This is a genomic window from Roseburia yibonii (assembly GCF_014297335.1).
Taxonomy (GTDB): Bacteria; Bacillota; Clostridia; order Lachnospirales; family Lachnospiraceae; genus Roseburia_D; species Roseburia_D yibonii.
The window spans coordinates 361,543-386,337 of sequence record NZ_JACOQH010000001.1; the positions used below are offsets into that span (position 1 = coordinate 361,543).

The following is a 24,795-nucleotide window of genomic DNA, read 5'->3' on the forward strand; positions in this document are numbered from 1 at the left end:
TCAGATGACGCATGTGAATGCAAATTTAGTAGTCCATGGTGTAATCCGCGCGGTGAAGTGTCTGGTTCCTGTTATAGTACGGATCTCCGGCCTCCAGCTCTTTCTCCCACTTGGACTGGAAATACGCGATCTCACGGTTGAAACGTTCCTGTTTCTCCGGCGTATTCTCAAAACCACGGGATTTGGATTCATAGTGATGCAGTGTCGCATACGGATTGAACATAATAAGTTCTCCGCTCTTTCTGACTTTCATACAGATATCCACATCATTGAGTGCCACGACCAGCTTTTCATCAAATCCGCCTACTTTCTGGAAAACAGATTTTTTCATCATGAGGCATGCCGCCGTACATGCGGTAAACTCTCTCGCCGTCACGGAATACGGATAATAGCGTTCGTCACGGTCTGTCAGACTCCAGAGTGCGTTTGCCGCAAATCCGCCGATCTTTATCACAACCCCACCATGCTGGATCGTGTCATCTTCGTAATAAAGCATCGCGCCCGCCGCGCCCACGCCCGGACGGTAACAGTAACTGATCATTTCCGTCAGGCTGTCCGCGCTGATCAGTTCGGTATCGTTGTTCAAAAACAGCAGCAGCTCACCTGCCGCAAATTCTGCCGCAAAATTATTGATCGCAGAATAGTTGAATTCTTTTTTCCAGTATACGATATTGATCCGGTTGTCCACCTTTTTGATCTTTTCGTAATATTCAAAGGTTTCCGGCTCCGTACTGTTATTTTCCGCGATGATGATCTCAAAATTCTGATAATTGTTGTGGTGCAGAAGGGACTGGATACACTGGTCTAAAATATCGATGTGATCCTTGTTGGGGATGATGATACTCAGTAACGGATTTCCCTTGATCTGGTATTTCACATGGTAAAATCCCGGTACCTCGCTGTTTTCCACTACTGCGTCCACACCGGTCCGCTTTAAGTGACGCTCAATGTAACGCTTCTGTCCCCTGTCTTCGCTGCGCCCGAAACGTGTGGTATCCGCCCCGCGTCTGGAAAAAAGCACTTCCTGGATATGCGCGATCTTTTCTGTATGTTCAAAGCAGTAAAACAAAAGATCGTACCAGCCGTTTCCGAATACTTCCACATCCGTGTTGCGGAACTGCTCGAGCAGTTCTCTGCGCACTGCGAACATGCCGCCGACATACTGGAAGTTGCAAAGCAGCTCCAAACTCATATCCGGCTTGAAATAAGGTTTTACATAGCGTTTGCCATCCGGTGTAATGCGATCTTCATCTGTGTATACAAGAAGCGGCCGGAAGGTATCTTCCTTGCCCTCTCCCGCATACAGAAGCTTCACGTCTTCATTCATTGCCTTCACACAGTCATATATATACTGATTCCGCGGTTTGGTTCCTGCCGCCGCAAATACAAACACATCCGCGTCATCTTCGTTTAAAAGATGATCCAGTGACATCTGCTCCAACGCAACTTTCACCTTTGCGACACGGTAGGACTGCTTTTTAAACGCCGCTTTGGTAAAGCCCGCATCCGCTGCCTGTTCTCCGCAGCCTTCCACATACACCGTTACCTTTGGCATAAACGGAAACTTTTCTTTGCTCTGAAGTTCCAGTTCTTTGGTACTGCACTGCTGCTTGCGCACCCATGTCATGTATTCCGAATCCTCGTCCACCTTAAATCCGAGTTTTTTCATTGCCCGGCGCATGGTGTAATGAAAGCCGTACTCCCTGAGATAATACACGGTTTTCTGCGCTTTGTTCATATTCACTGTATCAAAATCATTCATAATCTTGTTCTCGCTTTCCATTTTTACATAAAAATACGAGTATATTCTACCATAATTTCGGGAAAATGCAAATAATCGGGACAGTAAAAAAACAGGTATGGAAGCCGGAAAGCTTTCATACCCATTTTATAATTTTTATCTTTTCGGATCTTAAAACACCGGTTTAGTAATATGCAACCACATAGGATACGTCATTGTATCTGTTATCCCAGTCGTCTCCGGCTCCAAGTCCGGAAATAGAACCTGTAAATGTAATGTCATCCCACTCGTTGCGGATCATATTCATGGACGGATTGGACTGATAGTTTACCGTATTCCATGCATGCGCCGTATAGTTTGACATACCCTTTTTCAGCTTTACATTTTTAAATGATGCTGTGACCTGATCTCCATTCTTTCTGCCGGAAGCTTCAATTCTGAGAGAGAGATCTTTTGCTGCAAGATTTGGATTGCTGAATGATCCGATCATTTCATTGTCCAGATATACGTTACCGGAACCATCCTGATTTACTACCAGCATCAGGTGGTAGGTCTGTCCGAGTGCCAGTTCTCTGTCACCAGGTCTGAAATACTGCTGCTGTCCCGGATCATTGGACATAACATTTTCTACCATTGCCATAGTCTTTCCGGTATACGGTGCTACCGCGCACGCATCATACTGGATACCAAAAGATACCGCTGCAGTCGGAGTTCCCATTACGATCTTCGCATGGCATCCAGTACCAGAACCAGTCAAAGTAACATCCGCTTCAATCGCGTTCTGATCATAACCTACGTTCTCGATCTGTGATACCACTTTCTTCGGAACCGGGAACTGTCCAAGGTAATGGCCGTCTGTCTCATCCATGTTGTAATAATATACATCATCTGTGATCAAGCCTCTCGCTACCATACCATTCCAGTGATAAAATACAACTCTTCCCCATGGATCATAGGAGAAACCATTTGTCATCAATGTTCCGTCACTGTTGGCGAAACCGTAATCTCTGCCATTCGCGAACTGAAACCAGCCGCTCTGTTTCATACGTCCGTCCCCATCCAGATAATATACTTTATCACCAACAAATGTAATCTGGTCTTTGTATAAATATCCCTGGCTGTCAAAATAGCAGATATATTGGACGCTGTCGCAATACTGGAAATTTGTGAATACCTCATGACCATTCTGGTCAAAATAAATGATGTGTTCCCCATCCGGATGATAGGTCAGTCTGTCTTTCATCGGTGAACCGTCAGCCTGTAAATAGTAGGTATAGCCTCCATCAAAGAAAAATGCATTTGTGATGGTTTCCCCATTCACAACATACTTTGTACCATCAAACGTACCACCGTCATCTTTCAGGCTGTAATACCCCTTTTCTGCAGCGTGAACTGCAGGCGCGTGTACCAGAAGCATCAAAAGCAGTGCCGCGAAAAACACTGTAAGCTTTCCGGCAAGATTTCTGTACATCAATTTCATTACTCTTCCTCCTTTATGTTTAGTTGTTTATAAAAACAGCAAATGCCGTTTTTTACTTATAACAAAACACCATTCCCCCGTAAAAGTTCTCTTGCCGTATCGATCGAATCTACGCCATCCCGGTTTTTAATCGGCGCAAATTCCTTTTCCCTCACGACCTCGTAAGGAATACAGTCATTCATCATATGAACCATATCAAGCACCAGCGTCTCAAATTTATATCCATTCGGCTTTTCCGGTTTTACACGATTGCCCTTTTCATCCATATACGGGATCTTCTTTTCCACCACATGGATCGGCATATGACGATCCGCGATCTCTTCCAGTTTATCTTCCCGGAACAGATAATTTAATATAACGCCAAATCCATACAAGAGATCTCCGTTTTCTTTCCGTGCGGTTGCCATCTCATCGGTCATCTCATAATATTCCGCGATCGACGGTCTGCCGTCCTCGGTACAGAGCACACCGACACGCTCATCCGGTGCCGCCTTGCGCACAACCTTCGCGCCACTCTCACAGCCGGACGCAAGTGTTGCGCCGATAAACAGCGGATCCGCGATCTGCTGTAATACGTTATCCACCGCGAACACATTGATCCACTCAATGCCGCGCTTATGTACGTCTTCTAACATTCCGTCTACAACCATGGAGGAAAACCATCCACCGTTTCCATTTGGCGCCATGGCAAGCTCCGTCTCGGACGCCATCAGTACGCGCCCCTTAAAATCAACGGTCGGTACCATTTCCTGTTTAAAAAACTTCACATAAGATCTGTCATATCCAAAATACTTATGTTCTTCAAAGAATTCGATCGTATCCCTGTTATTGCTCACACTGGTCATAATATAGAGCGGTACAGGCACGCCTGCCTCATCAGTCACCTTCATCAGGTTCTTCATCAGACACTCAAAAATGTAGATATCATGCTCGATCCCGATATTGACCGTTCCTTTTGGCTGATCATAGCCCAATCTTGTGCCCTGGCCTCCTGCCAGAAGCACCGCCCCGATCTTTCCGGCGCGGATCGCTTCGAGTCCTGTCTTTTTAAACTCATCCGCCCTTGCGGCTATCTCATCTACTTCGACTGCGTCAAGCGGCGCAAACACCCCGCGCTCCGTGATCGTCTCTCTGCGCTCTACCGCGTCTAAGATTGACCAGTCGATTTCATCTATCTTCTTTTGTAATTCCTGTTTTTCTTTCCCCTCTAATTTTCTCAGTTGTTTATCCACATAGTAAAACTGATCACCCATTTGTTTTGTCATCCTTTATTTGTAATATTCTCCAATTAACTATTTACCATATCTTATCAGTTTTTTTCGAAAATTGCAACTGTCGGGCACTCGTCCATTTTCCTCGTCGCCATTACAAAAAAGCCCCGGAAGCCTTTCTGCCTCCGGGACTGTGGTAAGTTTTTTAATTTATGAATTCATGTCATAGGTAAATGATCCGTCTTTCGCAAAATTCTTATTATAATACGGATCACCCTGTGCAAGCACAGTGCTCCACATTGTTTTCATTTCCTGCGCGTCTTTTTCACGCACTCTGTTTTCATCCAGCTTTGTCAGCCGCAGCTCATGTGTCTCATTGATGATATATGGTTCGAGCACAACCTGTTTTCCGGCTTTTCGCTGTCTTAAAGAGTAATCAATCCCAAGGTAATATACCCCCTGGAGCTTATTGTTAAAGCCTCCATTTTCAAGGAACGCTTTCTTTTCCACCATCATTCCCCACATGGAAACCGCACTGACATTGTGCGCATAGTACATTCTGCCGATATAACCCGGCGCACTGAACGTGTTTCCGTGTTCAACCGGATGCGCAATTCCATCCGCGCCGATACCAATGATATATCCGGCTTCCTGCACAAATTTTCCCGGATCAATGATCCTTGATCCGGTAACCGCAATATCATCCTGCATGGTATACATAAGCAGACGGTTCAGCCATCTCGAATCCAGTATCTCCATATCCGCTTCCAAAAATACCAGATACTCTCCCCTCACGCTCTCTGCCATCTGATTGCATGCTGCTGCCGGTGTCACATCCTCTTCGAATCTTCTCACCTGAATGAAAGGTTCCTGTTCTGCAAGCGCAAGAAACTGCTGCGTCTCGCGTGAAGATTTGCCAAAGTCTGCGATACAGATCTCATAATTGTCATACTCTGTACGCTTTACGATGGAATCAACCAGCCGTGCCAGTCCTTTCCCGCTGCCATTATTCACAACAAAGATGGAGACCAGCGGATTTTCCTGGAGTTCGTATTCCAGACGATAATGCGTAGCACAGATACAGGAAGAAAAAACTTCTGTCTTTCTTCCAAGCCGCGCTTCATTATCCTTAACCGCATTTCGTCCCGCATCGATCGCATAAGTCTTTGCGTTGATGTTCATGGAAACGGACTGCGGATGAACTCTCCAGAAATATAATACTTCCGGAATATGAGACACATGTTTTGCCACTGTGGTAAGTTTTAAGATCATGTCGTGATCCTGACTGCCATCATAGTGATTATCATAAAGTCCTGTCTTTTCTAACAGGGACTTCTTAAAAACGGATAAATGGCAGATATAGTTTACACCGTTTAAATTCTGCGGGGAAAACGCCGGTTTAAAGTGAAGCGTCACGATGTTCTGGATGGAATCCTTTTCAAATGTCATCTCGTCTGTGTAAATAAACTCCGCATCGTTTTTCTCAATCTCCTGCATGCACCTGAAAAGTGCTGCCGGATGTAACATATCATCATGATCGAACAACGCGATATAATTTCCGGTTGACATTCTGATACACTCATTGGTGTTCTCCGAAATTCCCTCATTTTTCTCCAGCTTGCGATATACGATACGGCTATCCTTTGCCGCATACTCCCCACAGATCCTGCCGACCTCCGCATGTTCCGCGTCACTGCCATCCGCCAGACAGAGTTCCCAGTTGCCATAGGTCTGTGCCTGTACGGATCCGATCATATCGCGCAAGAACTGCTCTGGTGTGTTATACAGTGGAACCACGATACTGAATTTCACATCTTTTGAAAATTTTGTATTTCTCTGTTCTTCCAGCTGCTCTTTGCTCAAAGTGATCTTCGCTATAAAGCGTTTGTTCCGCCGTTTGATCATGATCTTACTTAACAGCTTGTTTTTCATCTTCCGCACGATGCTTCCGATCACTTCTTTTTTGCTGGTCTTGCAGATCAGAATGATCCTCACCTTGACATTGGCATACAGTCTGTACAGCGGCGCGATGAACTTCCATATTTTTTTCTTTTTCAGCCGTTTGATCCGGTCACTCTGCCCGGCATAAACCGGGTTGTGCAGATCATCTTCTGCTGCCATCTTTTCCTGCTCTACGATCTCCCACTCGTTCGCAAACAAGCGTACATCGTCAACCATTTTATCTTCCGCGGTTACTGCAGCATGATTTTCCTGTATCCAGTTTTCAACCTGATTATTTTCAAATGTCTTCATATTCCTGTTTCTCTAAATCCTATTTGATATTTGCAAGAATCTGCTGCGCAATATAAGCAAATCCCGCATCATTCGGGTGCGCGCCTACCGCACCGTTTGTAATCGTGTGCCATGCGCCATCTTCTCCATAAACAGATCCGCCTGTTCCTGCACGATATGCCGGATTTCCGGAGATCGGAGAAAGATCGATAAAGGTTGCCCCAAGTTCATTGCAGGCGTTGATCTGTGCCGCCGTTACTGTCGGATCCGGCCAGCAGAAAGAACTTACCACCATGATCTGTGCATTCGGTGCCTTTTCCTTTACATGCGCTACGATATTATAAAAGTCATTGTATAATGTTTCTTTTCCCGCAACAATGTTGTCGCCAAGCTGGATCGTTACCAGATCCACATCCGCGTTCAGATACGGATCCATCTCGCCCAGATGATTGTTCCGGTTGGTATCCTCTTCCCAGGATTTCAGATAATGGCAGCTTGCAGTAACATTTGCGTAATCCTGCTGTAATCCGCTTGTTACCAGATGGAAATAATCCTTATCCGGTGTAGTTGCTGCCATTCCCCAGTTGCCCCACCACAGACCTGCTACGATCGGATGTGCGGTCAGGGAGTTACCAAACGCGACATAATTGAATTTGCTCTGTAAGTTTACGCCTTCACAATAAGAAACTGTTTTTCCGGCGCCATTTCTTGCTGTAACGTTTACCCAGTAAGAACCGCTTGATACGTTCCAGGTTGCCTGTGTCGATGCCGACCAGTCAGAAATGGTTGTCCAGGTGTTGGTTGACAGGTCGTAGATCTGCCACATGAAATTCATATTTGTATCGCCACTTGTGTAGTTTACATTCAGATCTACCGAATGACTGTGCTTGTTCATTGTAATTCCGTTGATTGCAATATAGTTCTTATCCTGGAGATTTACCCCCTGGCAGAAACTCTCTACTGTGCCCTTGCTTGTCCTCGCTGTGACATTTACCCAGTAGGAACCGCTTGTCACATTCCACGTTGTCCAGTTTGACTTGCTCCAGTTTGAAACTGTTGTCCAGCTTCCGGCATTTACATCATAGACCTGCCACATAAACTTCACATTGGAATCGCTGCTCTCGTAAGATACACCCATATCTACTTTGTTGTAATCCTGGATCATGCAGATTCCGTTTAAGTCTACATAATCTGTGGAATAGTTTTTCGTTGCCGCAAAGCAGATCGTATATGCCTTTACGTTTCCGTCAGCTGCTTTCGCCTGTACCTGCAACCAGTAATTGCCCTTTTTCGGTGTCCAGGTCGCCCAGTTTCCTCCGTTCCAGTCCGCAATGGTTTCCCATCCCTGGGTATCCAGATTGTAGGACTGCCAACGGAACTGTACCGAAGAACTTGCGGTGTCATAATTTACACCGACATCAATGGTATGTCCATGGTCAATATAGCAGATTCCGTTCAGTGCAAGATAATTATCGTTATAATCTCTCGGCGCGTAAAAGCAGATGGTGTAATCCGCTGTACGTCCGCTTGCGGTTCTTGCCTCCGCATGCAGCCAGTAATTTCCGGCTGTCGGTGTCCAGGTCGCCCAGTTTCCTCCATTCCAGTCCGCAATAACTGACCAGCTCTGGGTGTCCAGATTATATGCTTCCCAGCGGAAATCCACACTCTGTGCGTCTGTATCATACGCAACTCCGACATCTACGCCATTGTTTCTGATATTATAACAGATCCCGGTCAGATTCAGATAGCTGTCCGCCGCCTGTAATAATTCAGGCGCTACGTCCTCTTCCACGATCGGATTTTCCTCTTCCAGCTGCTGTTCTAACGCTTCTACCGCCGCTTCATTCTCCGTTTCCTCATCCGGTACCGCTTCTGTTTCCTCTTCCGGAACCTGTGGAATTTCTTCCATCTCAGAAGATGGTTCTACCTCTCCCGGTTCGGTTGGAACTTCTGTTTCCGTTTCCACTGGTACTGGCATTTCTGTTGCCAGCGCCGATACCGGTGATATCGATGTAAACATCATCGTCGCCATCAGCGCCACAACAAATCGCTGCATTCTTTTTTTCATATCTTCTCTCCTATCTTTTGGCTTCTATTGCAATCCACTTATTCAAGTGTCAGACAATACTTAGTAATTAAACCCGGTGATCCCGACTTTTCCGTCTTCCCCGGTTCCGATCGTAATATTGGGCTTTCCGCTTTCCCCGGACACCACATAGCCGGCATCATAAAGTTCCAGCGAATCAATATCCGTATTTTCGATCACATCGACCAGTTCCTCTGTAAGAACCTGATCCACATCCAGCGCCTCGAATTCTTCCTCACTCCGCACTGCGATCACATCCGGTATTCCGACATAACACGGATAGGCGACATACTGCGCCAGTTCTCCCATATTCCGATCCGCAACTGCTGTTTTTATCTGTGTGAGTACTTCCCGGTACTGCTCCTCAAGCTTATCGGTCTCTTCTTTCGGCAGATAAAATTCAGTTGTCTGTTCAGAAGCGTCTTCTATCACATACTCTGTTCCCGCTTCCTTCTCTGTCCGGACTTCCGTCCCCGTCTCTGCCTGTGTCTCTGTCTCCGGCTGCACGGGATCCTGTCTGTTTCCACATCCCACGACCCCGACACTGCACATGAGCATCAACGCCAATATCATTTTTCTTTTTATCAACTTTCCTGCTCTCCTGATTTCCTGTTATTGTGTCAGTCAGCATAGCTTAAAAATTGCTATACACCTAGAATATGATACTGCTAGTTGACTGACTTTGTCAATGTTCAATCCCATCCGCCCGAAAAAAGCAACAGCCGCCACTACACATGCTCGTGATAGTGACGGCTATTGCCTTTTCCTATTTCATTTTTATTTTGCAGCTGCCAGCAGTTTGCTGATGTAACCGTTTACAATGCTGTAGCCATATTTCTTTGCCGTAGCCCATCCTTTTCCATATGGGTTTTCAGAAATACCAAGCCATTCCACATACGGAGCGCATCCTCTGGAAACATAGGAGAAACGCTTATCCACACACGGGTAGCTTAATGATGCGGTTGACGCATACGCCTTTAAATGCTGTACCTGGGCACGCACACCTTCACGCACGGAGGAAAAGCTGTCGCCGGTTGCTCCGTTTCCGGTAGCGCCAAGTCCTGCAAAATTATACTGCGTAATGCTCACATCTCCACCGAATGTAAGAAATCCTGTTTCTTTCATCGTCTGACAAAATGCTACTTCCGGCTTCACGCCTTCCGCCGTACACTCCTCCACATAGATCCGGCAGAAGTCCATAATCGTCGGTGCATCCGAATACATATAAAACGTCGGATAGATTGCCTTGGAGTTATAGTAGTTGATCATCTGCGTCAATGTCGTCCCGGAAGATCCCATAATGGCATATCCCATATTTAAGGTAACTCCCTGACAGAACGTTGCCGTGCTTCCCTTGCTGGTACGCGCGGTCACATAGATCCAGTAAGAACCGGAAGCCGGTTTCCAGGTTGTCCAGTTCGCGCCTGTCCAGGTTGTGATCGTTGTCCACTGGCTGGAGGACAGGTCGTAGATCTGCCACATAAACTGCACATTGGAATCATTGCTTTCATAAGATGCTCCGAGATCTACCTTTCCGGTTGACTGAACCACGCAGACACCGTTTACTTTGATATAGTCTGCAGAATAATCCTTCGTTGCCGCAAAGCAGATCGTGTACGCAGCCACTGTTCCGGAAGATGTTGTTGCCTGTGCCTGTAACCAGTAATTTCCGGCATGCGGTGTCCAGGTTGCCCAGTTTCCTCCATTCCAGTCCGCGATGGTCTCCCATCCGCCGGTATCCAGATTATATGCCTGCCAGCGGAATTTCACCTTCGGATCTCCCGAATCGTAAGCCACACCGACATCTATACTGTGATCTTTGATCTGATAACAGATTCCATTTAAGTTTACATAATCATTCGTATGATCTTCTGCCGCGTGGAAACAGATCGTATAATTCTTTGTCACGCCATCATTTGTCTTTGCTTCTACATACAGCCAGTAATCTCCGGCTTTTGCATACCAGGTTGTCCAGTTTCCGGCATACCAATCCGAAATACTTGACCATTCCTGTGTTTTCAGGTTATACGCCAGCCAACGGAACTGTACACTTGAAGCATCTGTCTCGTAAGCAACTCCAGCATCTATACTGTGATCTTTGACCTGATAACAGATTCCGTTTAACGCCAGATAGCTCTTGCTGTAGTCTGTGTTATTCTGAAATCCGACCGTTGAAACTTTTGCAATGTTATTGCTGTCGATCGCGGAAACCTGGATCCAGTAAGTTCCCGGTGTCGGTTTCCATTTTACGCTGGATGCGGTTGTCCACTCAGAGATCAATCCCCAGCTGCCTTTATTTACATCATAGTAAGTGTAACGGAACTGAATACCGGATGCATTGGTCGTATAACCTACGTTTACCGTGAGCGCTCCCTTGGATTCCGTCGTTGTGATACTGTCGATCGACATGGATGCCTGTTTGGAAAGTCCAAAGTACTGTGCAATACCGGTCGCGTCCGCAACACCGACCCTCTTTAAGTTTGCATCCGATGAAAGGAAGCTTACATCTTTGCTGTTGGATAAAAACGCATGCTCTACGATGATTCCCGGAAATCCTTTGATCTTCGCATTCCGGATAATGGAATAGTAATCCGCCTTGCTTCCGTCCGGATAAGTAGTATCGTTCGCGTTTCTGATCTTGGTTCCGCGGTTTGTAAGTCCAAGTGCCGTCAGCTGGCTTAAAATCCTGGAGGCAAGCGCAGAGCCCTGGCTTCCAATCTGGCTGTTATAATTGCTGTTCGGATAATAAATCTCCACACCGGACGCCGATGTGCTGCTGGAGTTGTTGATATGGATACTTACGATCACATTTGCGCCCCAGTTCTTTGCCATTGTGGTTCTGTCATCCAGACTCACATAGGTATCGGTTGTCCTTGTCATATAGACTGTCACACCATAATACTGCTCTAATTCCGCCTTGCAGTACTGTGCGATCTTTAAGTTCAGATCTTTTTCTTTTAAACCGCCGCCGGTTGTTCCGGAATCGGATCCACCATGTCCCGGATCCAGTACAACAACTACATTTTTCGCTGTCAGCAGTGTCTCATCCGCACTCTGTACACTGACCGCTGACTCCGGTGTTCCCTCGCTTGCGGCATCGATCGCCTCCGCGATGGAAGATTCCTGTACTTCATTTCCATTTTCATCAATAGAAACCACACTGATCGCGCCATCCAGGTCTGTCTGTGCTTCCTCGTCTGCTTTATCATCCGTCATAACAGCATCCGGATTGGTCTCAGTCTCCTGATTTACACCGTATTTCGCATCAATTCCATTTGCCGCAAAGTCTGCGTAAAATGTCTGCTTGCCGATTGTATATGTAACGCCACTCAGCTGATATACCGAACGTTCGCTGGTATCTGAATAGCTCATGGAGAAAAGAACAGCTCCCGGTTTGATCGTGCCTGCCGCAACCGTTTTTTCCTCTCCTGTTGTCACATTCTTATAAGAAAGTGTCGCACTGTCTACTGTCGTATCGTCACTTCCAATGCTGACAACTACATTCTGTGTTCCCGGAGCCTGAATCTGCGCAGCATCGACAGTAAGATAATTGATACTTCCCGCCAGTAAGGTATCGGCTTCCTCTGTATCATCCTCTTCCTCGAGTGCTTCATCCTCTGCGTCCATCTGTTCTTCCATGGCTGCATCCTCTTCCGCTTCCGCCTCTACTGCTTCATATGCGGCTGCGTCCGATTCTACGGCCTGTTCTGTGTCCGCCGGTGCCTCTGTCTGCTGTTCCGTGTCTACCGGCACCTCTGTCGCCGGCTGTTCCGTGTCTACCGGCACCTCTGTTGCCGGCTGTTCCGTATCTCCCGATACCGGAACGTCTGTTGTTACTTCTGTCGCGCTTTCCGTGCTGCCGGTATATTCCGCCGCAAATGCATCAAGCGGCAGCATGGATGTACTTACCAGCAATGCCATACAAATGGCAGCCATGCGCTTTTTCAAGTTCTTCATCTGTTCTCCTCTCCTTAATTTGATTTCTGCTTTTTAGTTTACTCCACATCCCGGTATCCGTCAAATGGCAAACCTTTCCATGTGAAAAGTTTTTTCTTAAATTTTTCTTAATATGATGTCTTCGGTTATTCTGCATCTGCTTTTTTACCACCCCATCTCATGAATTACATATTCTTTTAATTTGTAAATTGCATATAACGGAAGACTCCATATGTGTGTATCACCATCCATGTTATCCCCCACATTTTTCAAAGAAGTCTTAATTGCCATCCGGGGATGATATCTGTTGCAGAACAGGTGCAGACTCTTGGCTTTCGTATTATCCGCTGATTTTACCTCTATAGGAAGAAGTATTCCCTCATAATCTGTGATAAAGTCTATTTCCGCATCTGCTTTTGTTCTCCAAAAATAACTTTCGACTCCCATACATTTCAACTGTGTCATAATATAATTCTCTGTCAATGCCCCTTTAAAATGAATATAAGAAGCATCTCCCTCAAGAACAGTTCTATAGTTCACATTTGATTTTCTCCGAAGAAGCCCTACATCTGACATATAAACCTTAAAATACGTATTATCTGCCATTCCTGCTAACGGAAGTTCCGGTGTCGATACCAGATTCAGTTTATAGGCAATTCCCGCATTAACGATCCACTCCAACGCATCTTCCAAATCCTTTGCTCTCGCACCTTGCTTTACATGCGAAAAAATAAACTTATTATTATCTCTTGCTATCTGTGAAGGAATCGCATCCCAGATCAACCGCACCTTCGTCGTAGTATCTGATATCGTATGCTTACCAAAATCGTCAGCATAATCTTTAAGAATCCTGTCCTGAACTTCTTCCACCTCTTTGTAATCATGAGTATCTACCCAAGTCTGCACCGCTTCCGGCATGCCTCCGACAATATAATAATTCTTTAAATATTTCTCCAACGGCACAGTATACATTTCCGGAATTTCTCTTTCAAATGCCATTTTTTTAATTCCGTTAATGTATTTTTCTCCACCATCTGCAATCACGAACTCCTCAAAGCTCATTGGATACATTTCAACACGGTCTACCTTTCCTACCGGGAAGGATATACCTTCTTTTCGAAGTGCTACGCCAAGCAGGGAACCCGCAGCAATAACATGAAGTTCCGGCATATTTTCACAAAAATACTTAAGTGACTGTATGGCACGCGGACAATCCTGGATCTCATCAAAAACAACCAATGTCCTGCCCGGAACAATCTTGTCTCCGTAAACCACATTCGCAAGTTCATCAACAATCCGCCCTACATCAAAATCAAAATCAAAAACAGACTGTAATCCAGTGTTTCCATCAAAATTAAAATATGCTGTATCCTCAAATTCTTTTTTTCCAAATTCTTTTATAATATAAGTCTTTCCACACTGCCGAACTCCTGTCAAAAGCAGGGGTTTTCTGTTTTTCTTCTCTTTCCATTTCAGTAATTCATTTAAAGTTTTTCGTTCCATACGCACCTCGTTCCCTGAATCTTTTATTTAGTGTAGCATAGTTGAACCGAAAAATCCATTTTGAATTGCATTTTTCAACCAAATAAGTGGTAATTTTTTGCGTTTTTCAACCGAATAAGAGCAAAAATTAATAAAAATAAATAACCGTCCAACTTCAGGCTATGCAAGAGCCCCAAATTAGACGGTTATTCTTTTTCTTAATTCCAGTTTACCAGACTGTTATAATTCGGTACGATCTGCGACCACCCGCTCACACCGATCACTGATAGATACGGATCTGTGTAGGAAGTCCCATTTGCCGTATCCATGTATTTGAACACCTGATATGCCGGTCGTTCCCTGCCTCCGGTCTCTTTCAGTCCAAGGTCAAGTCCCTCGTCATTCGGATCCGTCTCATAGGATCGGAAGATCACCGCATCGATCATGTTATTAAACTGCGCCGCGTAAAACGTATACGCAAGTGCCGCCGCCTGATATTCTTCTCCTTCACGGCTGGTAAAGCCCTGCTCGGACAGGATGATCCTCGTTCCCGCGCCAAAATGGTTCTGCACATAATCCGTCAGCACATTCAGATTGGCTGCGCTGATGTACTGCGCATTCTCATTGTTTGGCGTATATTTCGTATACTTCGGCAGCCACATTTTGGAGCTTGTCAGCACCGGCGGATACAGATGATACGCAATGTTCCAGTTCACACCCGGCTGTCTCGCATTGACCGCCAGCCAAAACGCCGTCAGGTAATTCTTTGCCGCGATCCCGGTTCCTTTTTCATTGCTCGTCCAGTTATGATCAAACGGGATATATGCCCGCGCCCCCGGATTTAAATTCTGAAGCGCATTATACAGCTGAATGAATGTCGCCGCATAGATCGACGCGTTTGTATTTAAGTCGAGTGTTCCACAGTAATTATAGGTATTCGGGATGTTTACTTCATTTCCCAGAATCCAGTTATCAATGTGGCAGTCCGCCTGTCCGTAACGCTGTGCCAGGAAGCAGAACGTTGCAGCCACCGTCGGATCATCCGGATTCATCGCGTAAAACTTATGCCCGGATTTTCTGCCGCCCGCATAGATCAGATTCTGTTTTGTCTCATCCCACGGCATCAGAAGAATGATACTTACCGTAACTCCCATCTGATTTGCCTTTTTTACATACTCATCAATCCCGCCCGGATCCGTGAAATAGTAATCTGTTCCATTGTAATTAAAAGACCACTTGGTCGGCTCCTTTGAGACAAGCTGGTTGATCATGACATTGATTGCCGAATGCTTCACGCCAAGTCCCGTATCCGACAGCACACCTTCTGTCCCCTGCAGTCCCTTCTTGGAAGTCATGGTTACCGATGTATTCGGAAACTGTCCGATATAATGTCCATCCGTTTCATCCATGTGATAATACCATGCGCCATCCGTGATCAGCCCACGTGCGACCATGCCGTTCCAGTGGTAGAACACAACTCTTCCCCATGGATCATAGGAAAAACCATTGGTCATCAGCGTTCCATCCCCATTCGCGTATCCGTAATCTCTTCCGTTTGCAAACTGAAACCAGCCATTTTGTTCTAACGCACCATTCGCATTCAGATAATACACATTGTTTCCAACAAAGGTAACCTGATCTTTGTAAATATAACCATTGGAATCAAAATAACAGGTGTAGCCCACACTCGGGCAATATTGAAAATTCGTAAACACCTCATGACCACTGGCGTCAAAATAGATGATATGCTCTCCGTCCGGATGGTATGTCAGGCTGTCACGCATTGGCGTTCCGTTACTCATCAGATAATAAGTATAGCTTCCATCAAAAAAGAACACGTCCTTTGCCATGCTTCCGTCTTTTTTGTAGTAGCGCGTGCCTGTCCAGCTTCCGCCGTCTGCCGGCAGACTGTAATAATCTACCGTTCTTCCGTCTGTGCCAAGCAGTTCAGCCGTTTCATCGGTAGTTACCACGGTCTGCGCTTCTTCCTCACGCATGCCCTCCTCTGCGGCAGAATCTGTTTCAGTGGATTCATTTTCTGTTTCCTGCCCGATATCCGCCGAATAATCCGATGTAAACAGCATATCATCCGCTTCATCGGTGCTCAGTTCATCTGCTTCCACGGCCTGTTCTGTCTGCTGTATCTCAGCCGCCCCCGTCGGCGCGACATCCGCGAAGATCAGACCAACGCTCAATGCCAGTGCCAGACAACGTCTTACCTTTTTCATTCTCATTTATATGCTCCTTGCCTTCCTTCCCCATTCAAGCATTTTCCATTAAAATTATTAATATCTTTATTATACACCACCTATTACTTGCGTGTAAACATTGAAGCAGCCTTTAATCGTGTAATAATTGCTGTACTCTTCTCTGAAAAGGTTTCAAAATTTCTTCAGAAGCTTTTGTAAAAAATGTTGCCATTACAGACGTGAGCACAAAAACAATTAACAATAATTTTATATGTAATGCCAATGGTGTTCTTCCTGTAACCATTTGAAATATACACCTTAAAATCAAAGAATGCCATAGATAAAATTGAAACGATATTCCAGAAAACCATGAAATGATACGATTGATCCACTTTATAATTCTTGTTTCATTTTTTACTTCTATGTTTTGTAATATCAATAAACTCACTGAAAACAAATAAACTGAAGGAAAAACATACTGATACACAAACATATATTCTATTCTCCCCAAATCTGCTTCCAAGTATAAATAGCAATTTAATAATATAGCAACTATAAATATCCCCCAGGCAATTATATGCTTACTCATTTTCTTCTCCGGCTTTTTGACATAGTTTAAAACTATCCCTCCAATAAACAAATCCAGATTTGCAGGTGAAAATGTATAAACTCTATTGTACCAATTTACACCAGATTTATAAAGAATTACTCTAACTACTACCCCCACTGCCAAAAGCAATATCCAAAAATATCCAAAAAAGTTTGCATTGTTCTTCATTACTGTCTTTATTTTTTCCAGTAAAAAGACAATTCCCGGCACAATAAGATACATCTGCATTAATGAAGATACATACCACGTTGCCCCTATACCATCAAGTCCCGGAACCCCATTATATGTAAATGTCATCATTCTTAAAAGAACATATTTATCACTAAAAATAAAATCTGGATATAAAAGTGTGCAACACAAAAATACAAAAAAATACGTCGGTATTCCAATTTTTATAAATCTAAGTATATAGTATCTCAGAATTCCTCTCATGTTTAACGTATATTTATTCTCCGCGAATCCCTTCCCCGCAAAATATCCTGAAAGAATAAAAAATATCCATACTCCCGCCCATGCCGGTGCTTTAAATATAAATAATCGTCTAAAATACTCATTCAAATCCACCCCCACTTTTTGTGATGTAAATATCAGCGTATGCAACATGAATACCATTAATGTAGCAATTACTCTAACATAATCTAATGTATTTATCTTTCTCGCTTTTTCCATAAATTTCCTCCATTTTATCTGCCACTTTATCCGCTTAATCCTGTTCTTCCTTTTCCTGCAACATTTTTGATACTATATCGTTGCGCGTTCCACCTTCTTCCAAAATCTGCTCATAAAATCTGTTATTCTCTCCTGATTGTCCAAATACAACTCTATACATTTCGTTTACAAATTCTTCATCATCCATCTTGTCAAACATCATTGTATACTCATCATAAACCGTCTGATATACTTGTTCCCATGTCATATTTCCAAATACTACAGCCTTAGTCATGTCCAATTTCGCAGTCTGAACTTTCTCATCTTGTTCATTTGGTTCTTCACCTGTTCCCAGATTATACAAACGTTCCACATAGTCCCAAGCAGATTTATAATCATACAACGCCTGATCAACAAAATCTTTTCGGATATCCGCTCGTGCCACAAGCTCTATCAGCTTGTCATACTCTTCTTCTGTACACTGCAAGTAATCATTTATAAAGCAGCTCTCCGAAATCCCGACCGTATTAAAATATGCTTTATATGCTTCTCTTGCCGCCGCAATATGACGCTGCAACAACTCGGAATCACTGTCATCCGCCACATCTACCGTATTTAAAAGAATTTCTTTTTCCACACTCTGCGAAACGTTCTGCCATATACTCCATTCCGCATTGTTATACGCACTGTCACATTCCTGCGCAGTATAATCAGAAAAATCACTGTGCCATTTTCCAATTATTTCGACTGGAGTTAATTTAAAGGTAATCACATGTCCTGCATTATCACCTGCCATCATATAATCCTCGGGGATTTTGCATGCCACTTCAACCGTATCGCCAATTTGTGTATCCACCAAAGCATCTACTATCCCATCCAACAGCTTTCCATCTTGAACCACAATATTTTCATAAATATGACCTGATGCATTTCCAAGATAATCAATGCCAATCTCTTTTCCGTCTTCATCATAAGCATAAATATCAAGATCGATCACATCATTTTCCTGTACTCTGGATCGCTCGGTATCCTCCAATTCCATAATGCTTCCCTGTGACAGCCGGTTCCAGTCCAGTCTGTCGTTAATCCGCATCTGCCCCCACTGCTGTTTCTCTATCGCGTCTACGACCATCTCTTTACAGCTTTCTTCCGAAAACTCACTTCCTGTCTGCTCGTTTTTCAATGCATCCAGATACTCTCCTAAAGACGCAACACCATAGGAATCTTTTTTTATCATATTATAATAATCAATCGTTCCTCCATATGCTGAAACCTGTTCTTCCTCCGGCAGATAAAAGTATTTGGAAAGAAGATTTACATTTTCTTCCCTGTTATCCTCATAATACGGGATAAAATAGAGCATTGCACGGTCACTCATTTTGTCTGAAACGACACAGTCTTCCTCTTTATACGGAAGCATTCCCAGCAAGGATTCAATGGACAGCGATCGGATCGTTGCATTCTCATCATTAAATACCCGCTTTCCATGCACTGCATCCCAGGTGATTGGATAGGCACTTCCATTTCCATTCAAATGTGTTGCAACCGATCCTTTTCTTGTCATAATGACCTGCATATCCTCATCATAATTTACCTGTCTTAGCATTTTATCAAATGCCTTATCCAGCCAGCTGTACTGATAATTACATACCAGTCCATCCCCATAATAGTCAAATCCCAGTGATGAAAACAGCATTTTATGCCCATTTCCAATATCTGCTGTACCAAAAACAGCTTCCGACACCGGATCGATACACCAGAACGACTGCACGAGCAGTAAAAGAACTGTCACTGCACGCACAACCACCCCGGTCTTTTTCCATTTCATCTGAACTGCCGCTTCGTAAACCACACATACCGTAATCAAGGTAAGTGCAAGCGCAAACATAATATTGTATCTTTCCAGTGTATATGTCACATAAAGAAGACCAAACGCCACAAACGCAAGCATTGCCCCTATGATTCCCATCATCTTACGAAGTACATCGCTTTTCTTTTTACGCACCAGTAAAAAGATAAGCGCCACCAGCAAAGCAATCGTCATAATCCATGCGAAATTCATGATAAAATACTGTTCCAGCTTATAGCATATATATTTCGGCTGAATTCCGAAACAATTTATTCCACTGGATGACCACGCCATCGTTGATGTTGCTCTTTTACTCTGTACCCAGCCGGATATCGATCCAAGCCGTATTACCATACACGCATAAACCGCGCCCGCAAAAAAGGCTGCCCATGTACCGGTATATTGAAAACATGCAGCAATGCGTTCCCGAATCCCACGTTTTGTTCTAAGAAACCGAATCAAAATCTGGAATCCAAAATAACCGACTACCACTACAACACCAGTTTCCTTGGTCTGGCTCAGTAAAACGGCACAAAAACCAAGCAGCACATACCATTTCCGATACTCTGCATATATGATATAAATAAATAATACCGCCAACAGATAATCTACATTTACATAGGCAAATGTTCCAAGGAAAATCGGTGTACACGAAACAAGGAAAGCCAGTACCGCCGCCGTTTTCCTGTCACATTTCAGCCAGTAATTTTTCAAAAGATCATATATCGCGTATACCGCAAGCAATGTAAAGATCATATTTACGACAAAGATTCCTCTGCCGGTCTGCGGAGAAAAAAATTCTCCGATTCCCATCAGGAAAGAAAATCCCAGATTGGAATGCGTACACAAACGGAAATTATCCAGAAAACTTTTTAATGAAAATTCATAGCTCGCGCAGGCTCTTCCCAGACTCCGGTAATATTCACCGGCATCCCATTTCTGCAAAGTACCATACATCGGAAGGCGCACTGCCATTGCGAGAAGCAAAAGAATCACCGGCTCTTTTTTCTCTGTTATCACTTTTTTGATATTCCAGGTTCCCGTCTGTTCCTTTTTTGTCTGCCGGAGCAGATACCAAAGGAAAAGTAGTGTAATGCCACAGATCAGCACGACCTTTACGGTATGTACTGCCGTTCTCTCCACTTCCACTGCCGAAGAGAAATAAGCGCCAAAATTGAATGCAGCGATCAGCGCAAGCACGACCCATATCTGCCATAACGTTCTTTTATCTGTTATCTTTTTACCAAACTTTTTCCAGCCATCAAAAAATGTAATATAAAAAATCGTTATCCCAAGTAATACACACACCATCCAGAACATAAGCGTCTGTATTTTATTAAAATCGCTCTGATAAAAATAATTGATACAAAGCACGGTTTCTTCCTGCGTTCCATCGTAAAAAAATTCTGTGCTGGACTCTGCATTTTCCCCTTGCTCTTCTGTGCCAAATTTAATATTTCTGTCTGATGAGAGTCCTATCTGAACATAATACCCGGAGCCGGAATTCACTTTACAGTCAGTTCTTATATAATTGAAACTGTCTTTATCCAGAGATTCGAGCGGTACTTCTTTACGCACCAGCTCATTTCCGCCCTGTTCCCCGATGATAAGTTCTAAACTGCCATCCTGTTCATATCCTACATCCGTCAGATAGATCTCTACTCCCGCTAATTTCTTATCCTGCGCGACAAAATTCTGTGTAATATAATCATTTTCAGACAGAGAATATTCCTGCGCAATCTCACCGGTTCCTTTATCCTGGATACTGTTTCCCCAGAACAGGTTTAGCGGCCATGCTGCCACCATGAATGCCACCAGCACTATTATTCCAAATCCCGCTATGATCTTTTGCCCCTTACTGATTTTTTTCATTTTTTTCCTTTCCGTGTTCCTTATATTTGTAAGAAAGGCTTTTCATGTAAAACACAAAAAGCCTCTCCCTCATCTTAAAAATATTTTTTCAGTTCCATGCAGTTCTCTGCTATTCCAATATGATCTAAGGCTTCTATCTCTTTTTCGGATTTAAAGCCAAATCCATATAAAACACCTATAAATTTCAATCCGGCTTCTTTTGCTCCAACCGCGTCATTTAAACTGTCTCCGATCATTACTGTTTCCTGCGGCGGAACTGCAAGATCCCTTATGCACAAATTCACAACATCCGCTTTTGTCAGTTTCCCGTCTACATCAGAGCCATGGATCACATCAAAGAATCTGGCTAATCCCTTTTTCTCCAGTAAACTCTGCGCCTGATCCTCTCTTTTGTATGTGGCAACACCTAACAGATATCCCTTTTGTCTTAACTCATCAAGCAACTCTGTCAATCCCGGATACGCCTCTGCCTTATACAGATCTTCCCTGCCATAATTTTGCCGGAAACACTCCATTGCCGTTCCTGCAAGTTCATCCGAGATTCCATAGACCTCTGCCATTTTTTTCCTAATCGGAGGACCGATGAATTCCTCTAACGCATCTTCCGAAAGTGACTGAAAACCCATTTTTTCAATCGTGTATTTTACACTGCTCAAAACCCCCGGTGAAGTATCCAAAAGTGTTCCATCCAGGTCAAATAACACTGCTTTTATCTTATTCATTGCCATCCTCAAAATTAATTCTTTCTTCCTCAATAACCAACGGTCTGTTCATCACACGAACATTAATGCTCATTATGTATTCTCCGATCAGCCCTATAAAGAACAACTGAACCGCTCCAAGGAAAAATACGCCGATCAGCATCGGAGCCATTCCCACTGTAAACTGATGCCAGTGCGTCAGCTTCATGATGAGATAAAACAGACCTATAATAAAACTGATACCTCCGATGATAATCCCAATAAAGCTGCATAACCGGAGCCCGATCTTTGTATAAGATGTAATGCTGAGCATAGCCGCATCATATAATCTCAAAAAATTATTGCTCGTTTTTCCTGCCCGTCTTTTTGGCTGCTCATACTCTATCTCTTTTCTCTTATAACCGAGTTCAGCCACGATTCCCCGTAAAAACGGTGTCGGATCTTTCAAATCTCTGAGCACATTTATAAACTCTTTATCGTAGAGTCCGGATCCTGTAAAATGTTCGATCTGATCTACTTCTGAAAACTTTTTGATAAATTTGTAATACATGCTTCTAAACCAGTATAAGAGCTTATTCTCCTTACTGCTGGTCTTGATTCCAATAACGATCTTATATCCTTTTTCCCATTCGGCAACATACTTTGGAATCATCTCTACCGGATCCTGGAAATCGCAAACCATAGAAATGGTACAATCACCGGTTGTCTGAAGCATACCATAGTAAGGTGAATTAAACTGCCCAAAGTTCTTCGCATTAAAGATCGCCTTTATATGTTTATCTTCTTCGCACATCCTGCGGAGAATTTCTCTGGTTTTATCCTGTGAATCATTATCGATAAACAAAATCTCATAATCATAATTAGATAACTGGGTCTTAAACACATCAATAATTGCCTTGCTTATCGGCTCTACATTTTCCTCTTCATTGTAGCAGGGAATCATTACACTAATTTTTTTCATTTCCATCTTCCTATCGTACAAATTTAAACTCAATATTATTCATTATATATAAATCTCCACCTTTTAGCAAGATGATTCTTTTTTCAACATTTTTCCTGCATGAATCACCATCGCCACCAAAATATATAAAAATATTCCGCCAACGATGAAAAATGGTATTCTGCGCACCATATCCCATTTATTTACAATCTCTGGCACTTCCGACGCATCTCTAAAAGTCAGTCTTCCATCTTCTGTTTTCCAATAAACGCCATCCATCTTCCGGTATTTTGCCATTTTCCCGAGATCATAGACATTGCGATTCAAGGTATCTACAAATTTCTGGCTGTTTATATCATCTGGTGAAACCACTTCTATATCTACAATGTTTCCCCAAAATTCCTCTGACACACCATCCTTTATCGCGTAACACTTTTCAATATTAAGCGCTGTGTATGCGCATATTCCGCCCGCAACTGGTGCATCCACCTCTCCCACATTCCAGCAATTTGCGACATTTCCAGCAAAACTGTCCACAATTCCGGACGCTCTCGTCGTCCCATGCAATGCAGCTTTGTTGTAACAGTTTATGATATTGCCATTATGTCCCTCGGACATACATGCGATACTTCCAACACAATTTCCCGAAATAGAACCAGACTCAATCCCAAAATTTTTTACAGTTCCGCCCAATACACCAAAAAGCCCGACATTATCCTCACTGTCTATCACTAAATTATTAATATAATGTCCTGCTCCATTATATTCTCCATAAAAGTAATTTTCTGTTCCAAATCTTCCGATTGGAATCCACTCTGCATTTTCCGGTATGTCTATATTTACAGTCTGCTCCACATACTGTTCTGCGAAATCCATTCCCATATTAACTTCTGCCGCAAACACACATAAATCATCATAGGATTGAACCAGATACGGTTTTTCCTTGCTTCCGGCTCCTTCCAATGGTATCTCCTGCTCCATCAGGCCACTCTGTGAAAATCCACATTTCCCGGCTTTCATTTCCCATAGTTTCAGATCTCTTACCTCATTTTCCTCTAACAGCAGAGAAACTTTATATAATTGTTTATTAAACGCCTGCTCAAAGTCCTCTGTATCGATCCGCGCAGCCTCTATACTCTGATTGCCTGTTTCATCGGCGACTCCCTGTTCCCCGATCAGCTTTTCCTGATCTGAAAAACAGTACGATACGTCCTTCGCGCAATATCCGACTATCCCGCTTATATCTCCACCCGAATAGTTTCCTTCCGTCCAACATCCTATCACGTTTCCAGAAAAATCGTCCACAATGCCGCCGACCCGGTTTCCATCCAAATCCAATCTGCTGTAACAGTTTACGATATAAGAGGTATCATCCACAGAATGATTTGCAAATGAAGCGACACAATTTCCTTTGATTTTTCCATCTTCAAGACCCAGATTATAAACAGAGCCTCCCAGCACATTAAACATCGCCGCGTCATTTTCTTCTTCCATATTAAGGTTTTTGATCACATGCCCTCCTCCATCATAGAGTCCGCAGAAATAAGCTTCTTCCTCCATGTTTCCGATTGCGACCCACGCATCCTCTCCCAGATCAATATCTTCTGTCTGTAAGAAATATCTGCCCTTGTAAGTCTTCCCCTGCTCATTGACTCCATCACGCAGATTTAACAGATCGGTCTCATTTTGAATCAAATAGGGACTTTCTTTCGTTCCATTTCCCTCAAAATTTTTTGTTTTATCCTTCGCATAGACATGTCCCGGCAATACCAGTAAAACGATTGCCATCATAATTCCTACTTTATACTTTTGCATATG

Annotated in this window: 14 protein-coding genes; all 14 read right to left on the reverse strand. The window is 43.7% G+C overall.

Going from position 1 to position 24,795, the window contains the following annotated elements; all coding sequences use genetic code 11:
• Nucleotides 1-25: 25 nt before the first annotated feature.
• A complete protein-coding gene (locus tag H8Z76_RS01805; protein ID WP_186981472.1) occupies nucleotides 26-1,762 on the reverse strand; it encodes a glycosyltransferase family 2 protein in 1,737 nt (578 codons plus the stop codon).
• Between the two features lie 163 nt (nucleotides 1,763-1,925).
• Nucleotides 1,926-3,221 carry a hypothetical protein gene (locus H8Z76_RS01810; RefSeq protein WP_186981473.1) on the reverse strand — a complete coding sequence of 432 codons (1,296 nt, stop codon included), beginning with the start codon at nucleotides 3,219-3,221 and terminating at the stop codon, nucleotides 1,926-1,928.
• A 56-nt stretch (nucleotides 3,222-3,277) separates the two neighbouring features.
• Nucleotides 3,278-4,474 carry a UTP--glucose-1-phosphate uridylyltransferase gene (locus H8Z76_RS01815; protein ID WP_243240378.1) on the reverse strand — a complete coding sequence of 399 codons (1,197 nt, stop codon included), beginning with the start codon at nucleotides 4,472-4,474 and terminating at the stop codon, nucleotides 3,278-3,280.
• A 168-nt stretch (nucleotides 4,475-4,642) separates the two neighbouring features.
• On the reverse strand, nucleotides 4,643-6,685 hold the full coding sequence (locus tag H8Z76_RS01820; RefSeq protein WP_186981475.1) for a glycosyltransferase family 2 protein: 2,043 nt from the start codon (nucleotides 6,683-6,685) through the stop codon (nucleotides 4,643-4,645).
• A 19-nt stretch (nucleotides 6,686-6,704) separates the two neighbouring features.
• A complete protein-coding gene (locus H8Z76_RS01825) occupies nucleotides 6,705-8,732 on the reverse strand; it encodes a hypothetical protein (protein ID WP_186981476.1) in 2,028 nt (675 codons plus the stop codon).
• 60 nt (nucleotides 8,733-8,792) lie between these two features.
• Nucleotides 8,793-9,338, reverse strand: a complete 546-nt coding sequence (locus tag H8Z76_RS01830) for a hypothetical protein (RefSeq protein ID WP_186981477.1) — start codon at nucleotides 9,336-9,338, stop codon at nucleotides 8,793-8,795.
• A 189-nt stretch (nucleotides 9,339-9,527) separates the two neighbouring features.
• Nucleotides 9,528-12,707 carry an N-acetylmuramoyl-L-alanine amidase gene (locus H8Z76_RS01835; protein WP_186981478.1) on the reverse strand — a complete coding sequence of 1,060 codons (3,180 nt, stop codon included), beginning with the start codon at nucleotides 12,705-12,707 and terminating at the stop codon, nucleotides 9,528-9,530.
• A 144-nt stretch (nucleotides 12,708-12,851) separates the two neighbouring features.
• Nucleotides 12,852-14,189 carry an ATP-binding protein gene (locus H8Z76_RS01840; RefSeq protein ID WP_186981479.1) on the reverse strand — a complete coding sequence of 446 codons (1,338 nt, stop codon included), beginning with the start codon at nucleotides 14,187-14,189 and terminating at the stop codon, nucleotides 12,852-12,854.
• A gap of 197 nt (nucleotides 14,190-14,386) precedes the next feature.
• Complete coding sequence (locus H8Z76_RS01845) at nucleotides 14,387-16,402, reverse strand: DUF5722 domain-containing protein (RefSeq protein ID WP_186981480.1); 2,016 nt, start codon at nucleotides 16,400-16,402, stop codon at nucleotides 14,387-14,389.
• A 106-nt stretch (nucleotides 16,403-16,508) separates the two neighbouring features.
• Entirely contained in the window at nucleotides 16,509-17,636 is a 1,128-nt protein-coding gene (locus H8Z76_RS01850; protein WP_186981481.1) for an acyltransferase family protein, read from the reverse strand.
• Nucleotides 17,637-17,670: 34 nt separating this feature from the next.
• On the reverse strand, nucleotides 17,671-21,336 hold the full coding sequence (locus H8Z76_RS01855) for a hypothetical protein (RefSeq protein ID WP_147617868.1): 3,666 nt from the start codon (nucleotides 21,334-21,336) through the stop codon (nucleotides 17,671-17,673).
• A gap of 74 nt (nucleotides 21,337-21,410) precedes the next feature.
• Nucleotides 21,411-22,058 (reverse strand): HAD-IA family hydrolase, encoded by a 648-nt coding sequence (locus H8Z76_RS01860; RefSeq protein ID WP_186981482.1) that lies wholly within the window; start codon nucleotides 22,056-22,058, stop codon nucleotides 21,411-21,413.
• Nucleotides 22,051-22,998, reverse strand: coding sequence for a glycosyltransferase family 2 protein (locus tag H8Z76_RS01865; RefSeq protein ID WP_186981483.1), 948 nt, complete (start codon nucleotides 22,996-22,998; stop codon nucleotides 22,051-22,053). Before H8Z76_RS01865 ends, H8Z76_RS01860 begins: the two co-directional genes overlap by 8 nt.
• A 63-nt stretch (nucleotides 22,999-23,061) precedes the next feature.
• Nucleotides 23,062-24,792 carry a hypothetical protein gene (locus H8Z76_RS01870; RefSeq protein WP_186981484.1) on the reverse strand — a complete coding sequence of 577 codons (1,731 nt, stop codon included), beginning with the start codon at nucleotides 24,790-24,792 and terminating at the stop codon, nucleotides 23,062-23,064.
• Nucleotides 24,793-24,795 lie beyond the last annotated feature (3 nt).

What these genes read in the sequence shown, in the direction of transcription:
- H8Z76_RS01845 (WP_186981480.1), bottom strand. Translation starts at nt 16,402, where the DNA reads ATGAGAATGAAAAAGGTAAGACGTTGTCTGGCACTGGCATTGAGCGTT.
- H8Z76_RS01835 (WP_186981478.1), bottom strand. Translation starts at nt 12,707, where the DNA reads ATGAAGAACTTGAAAAAGCGCATGGCTGCCATTTGTATGGCATTGCTG.
- H8Z76_RS01805 (WP_186981472.1), bottom strand. Translation starts at nt 1,762, where the DNA reads ATGAATGATTTTGATACAGTGAATATGAACAAAGCGCAGAAAACCGTG.
- H8Z76_RS01850 (WP_186981481.1), bottom strand. Translation starts at nt 17,636, where the DNA reads ATGGAAAAAGCGAGAAAGATAAATACATTAGATTATGTTAGAGTAATT.
- H8Z76_RS01870 (WP_186981484.1), bottom strand. Translation starts at nt 24,792, where the DNA reads ATGCAAAAGTATAAAGTAGGAATTATGATGGCAATCGTTTTACTGGTA.
- H8Z76_RS01855 (WP_147617868.1), bottom strand. Translation starts at nt 21,336, where the DNA reads ATGAAAAAAATCAGTAAGGGGCAAAAGATCATAGCGGGATTTGGAATA.
- H8Z76_RS01820 (WP_186981475.1), bottom strand. Translation starts at nt 6,685, where the DNA reads ATGAAGACATTTGAAAATAATCAGGTTGAAAACTGGATACAGGAAAAT.
- H8Z76_RS01860 (WP_186981482.1), bottom strand. Translation starts at nt 22,058, where the DNA reads ATGAATAAGATAAAAGCAGTGTTATTTGACCTGGATGGAACACTTTTG.
- H8Z76_RS01840 (WP_186981479.1), bottom strand. Translation starts at nt 14,189, where the DNA reads ATGGAACGAAAAACTTTAAATGAATTACTGAAATGGAAAGAGAAGAAA.
- H8Z76_RS01825 (WP_186981476.1), bottom strand. Translation starts at nt 8,732, where the DNA reads ATGAAAAAAAGAATGCAGCGATTTGTTGTGGCGCTGATGGCGACGATG.
- H8Z76_RS01810 (WP_186981473.1), bottom strand. Translation starts at nt 3,221, where the DNA reads ATGAAATTGATGTACAGAAATCTTGCCGGAAAGCTTACAGTGTTTTTC.
- H8Z76_RS01815 (WP_243240378.1), bottom strand. Translation starts at nt 4,474, where the DNA reads ATGGGTGATCAGTTTTACTATGTGGATAAACAACTGAGAAAATTAGAG.
- H8Z76_RS01865 (WP_186981483.1), bottom strand. Translation starts at nt 22,998, where the DNA reads ATGAAAAAAATTAGTGTAATGATTCCCTGCTACAATGAAGAGGAAAAT.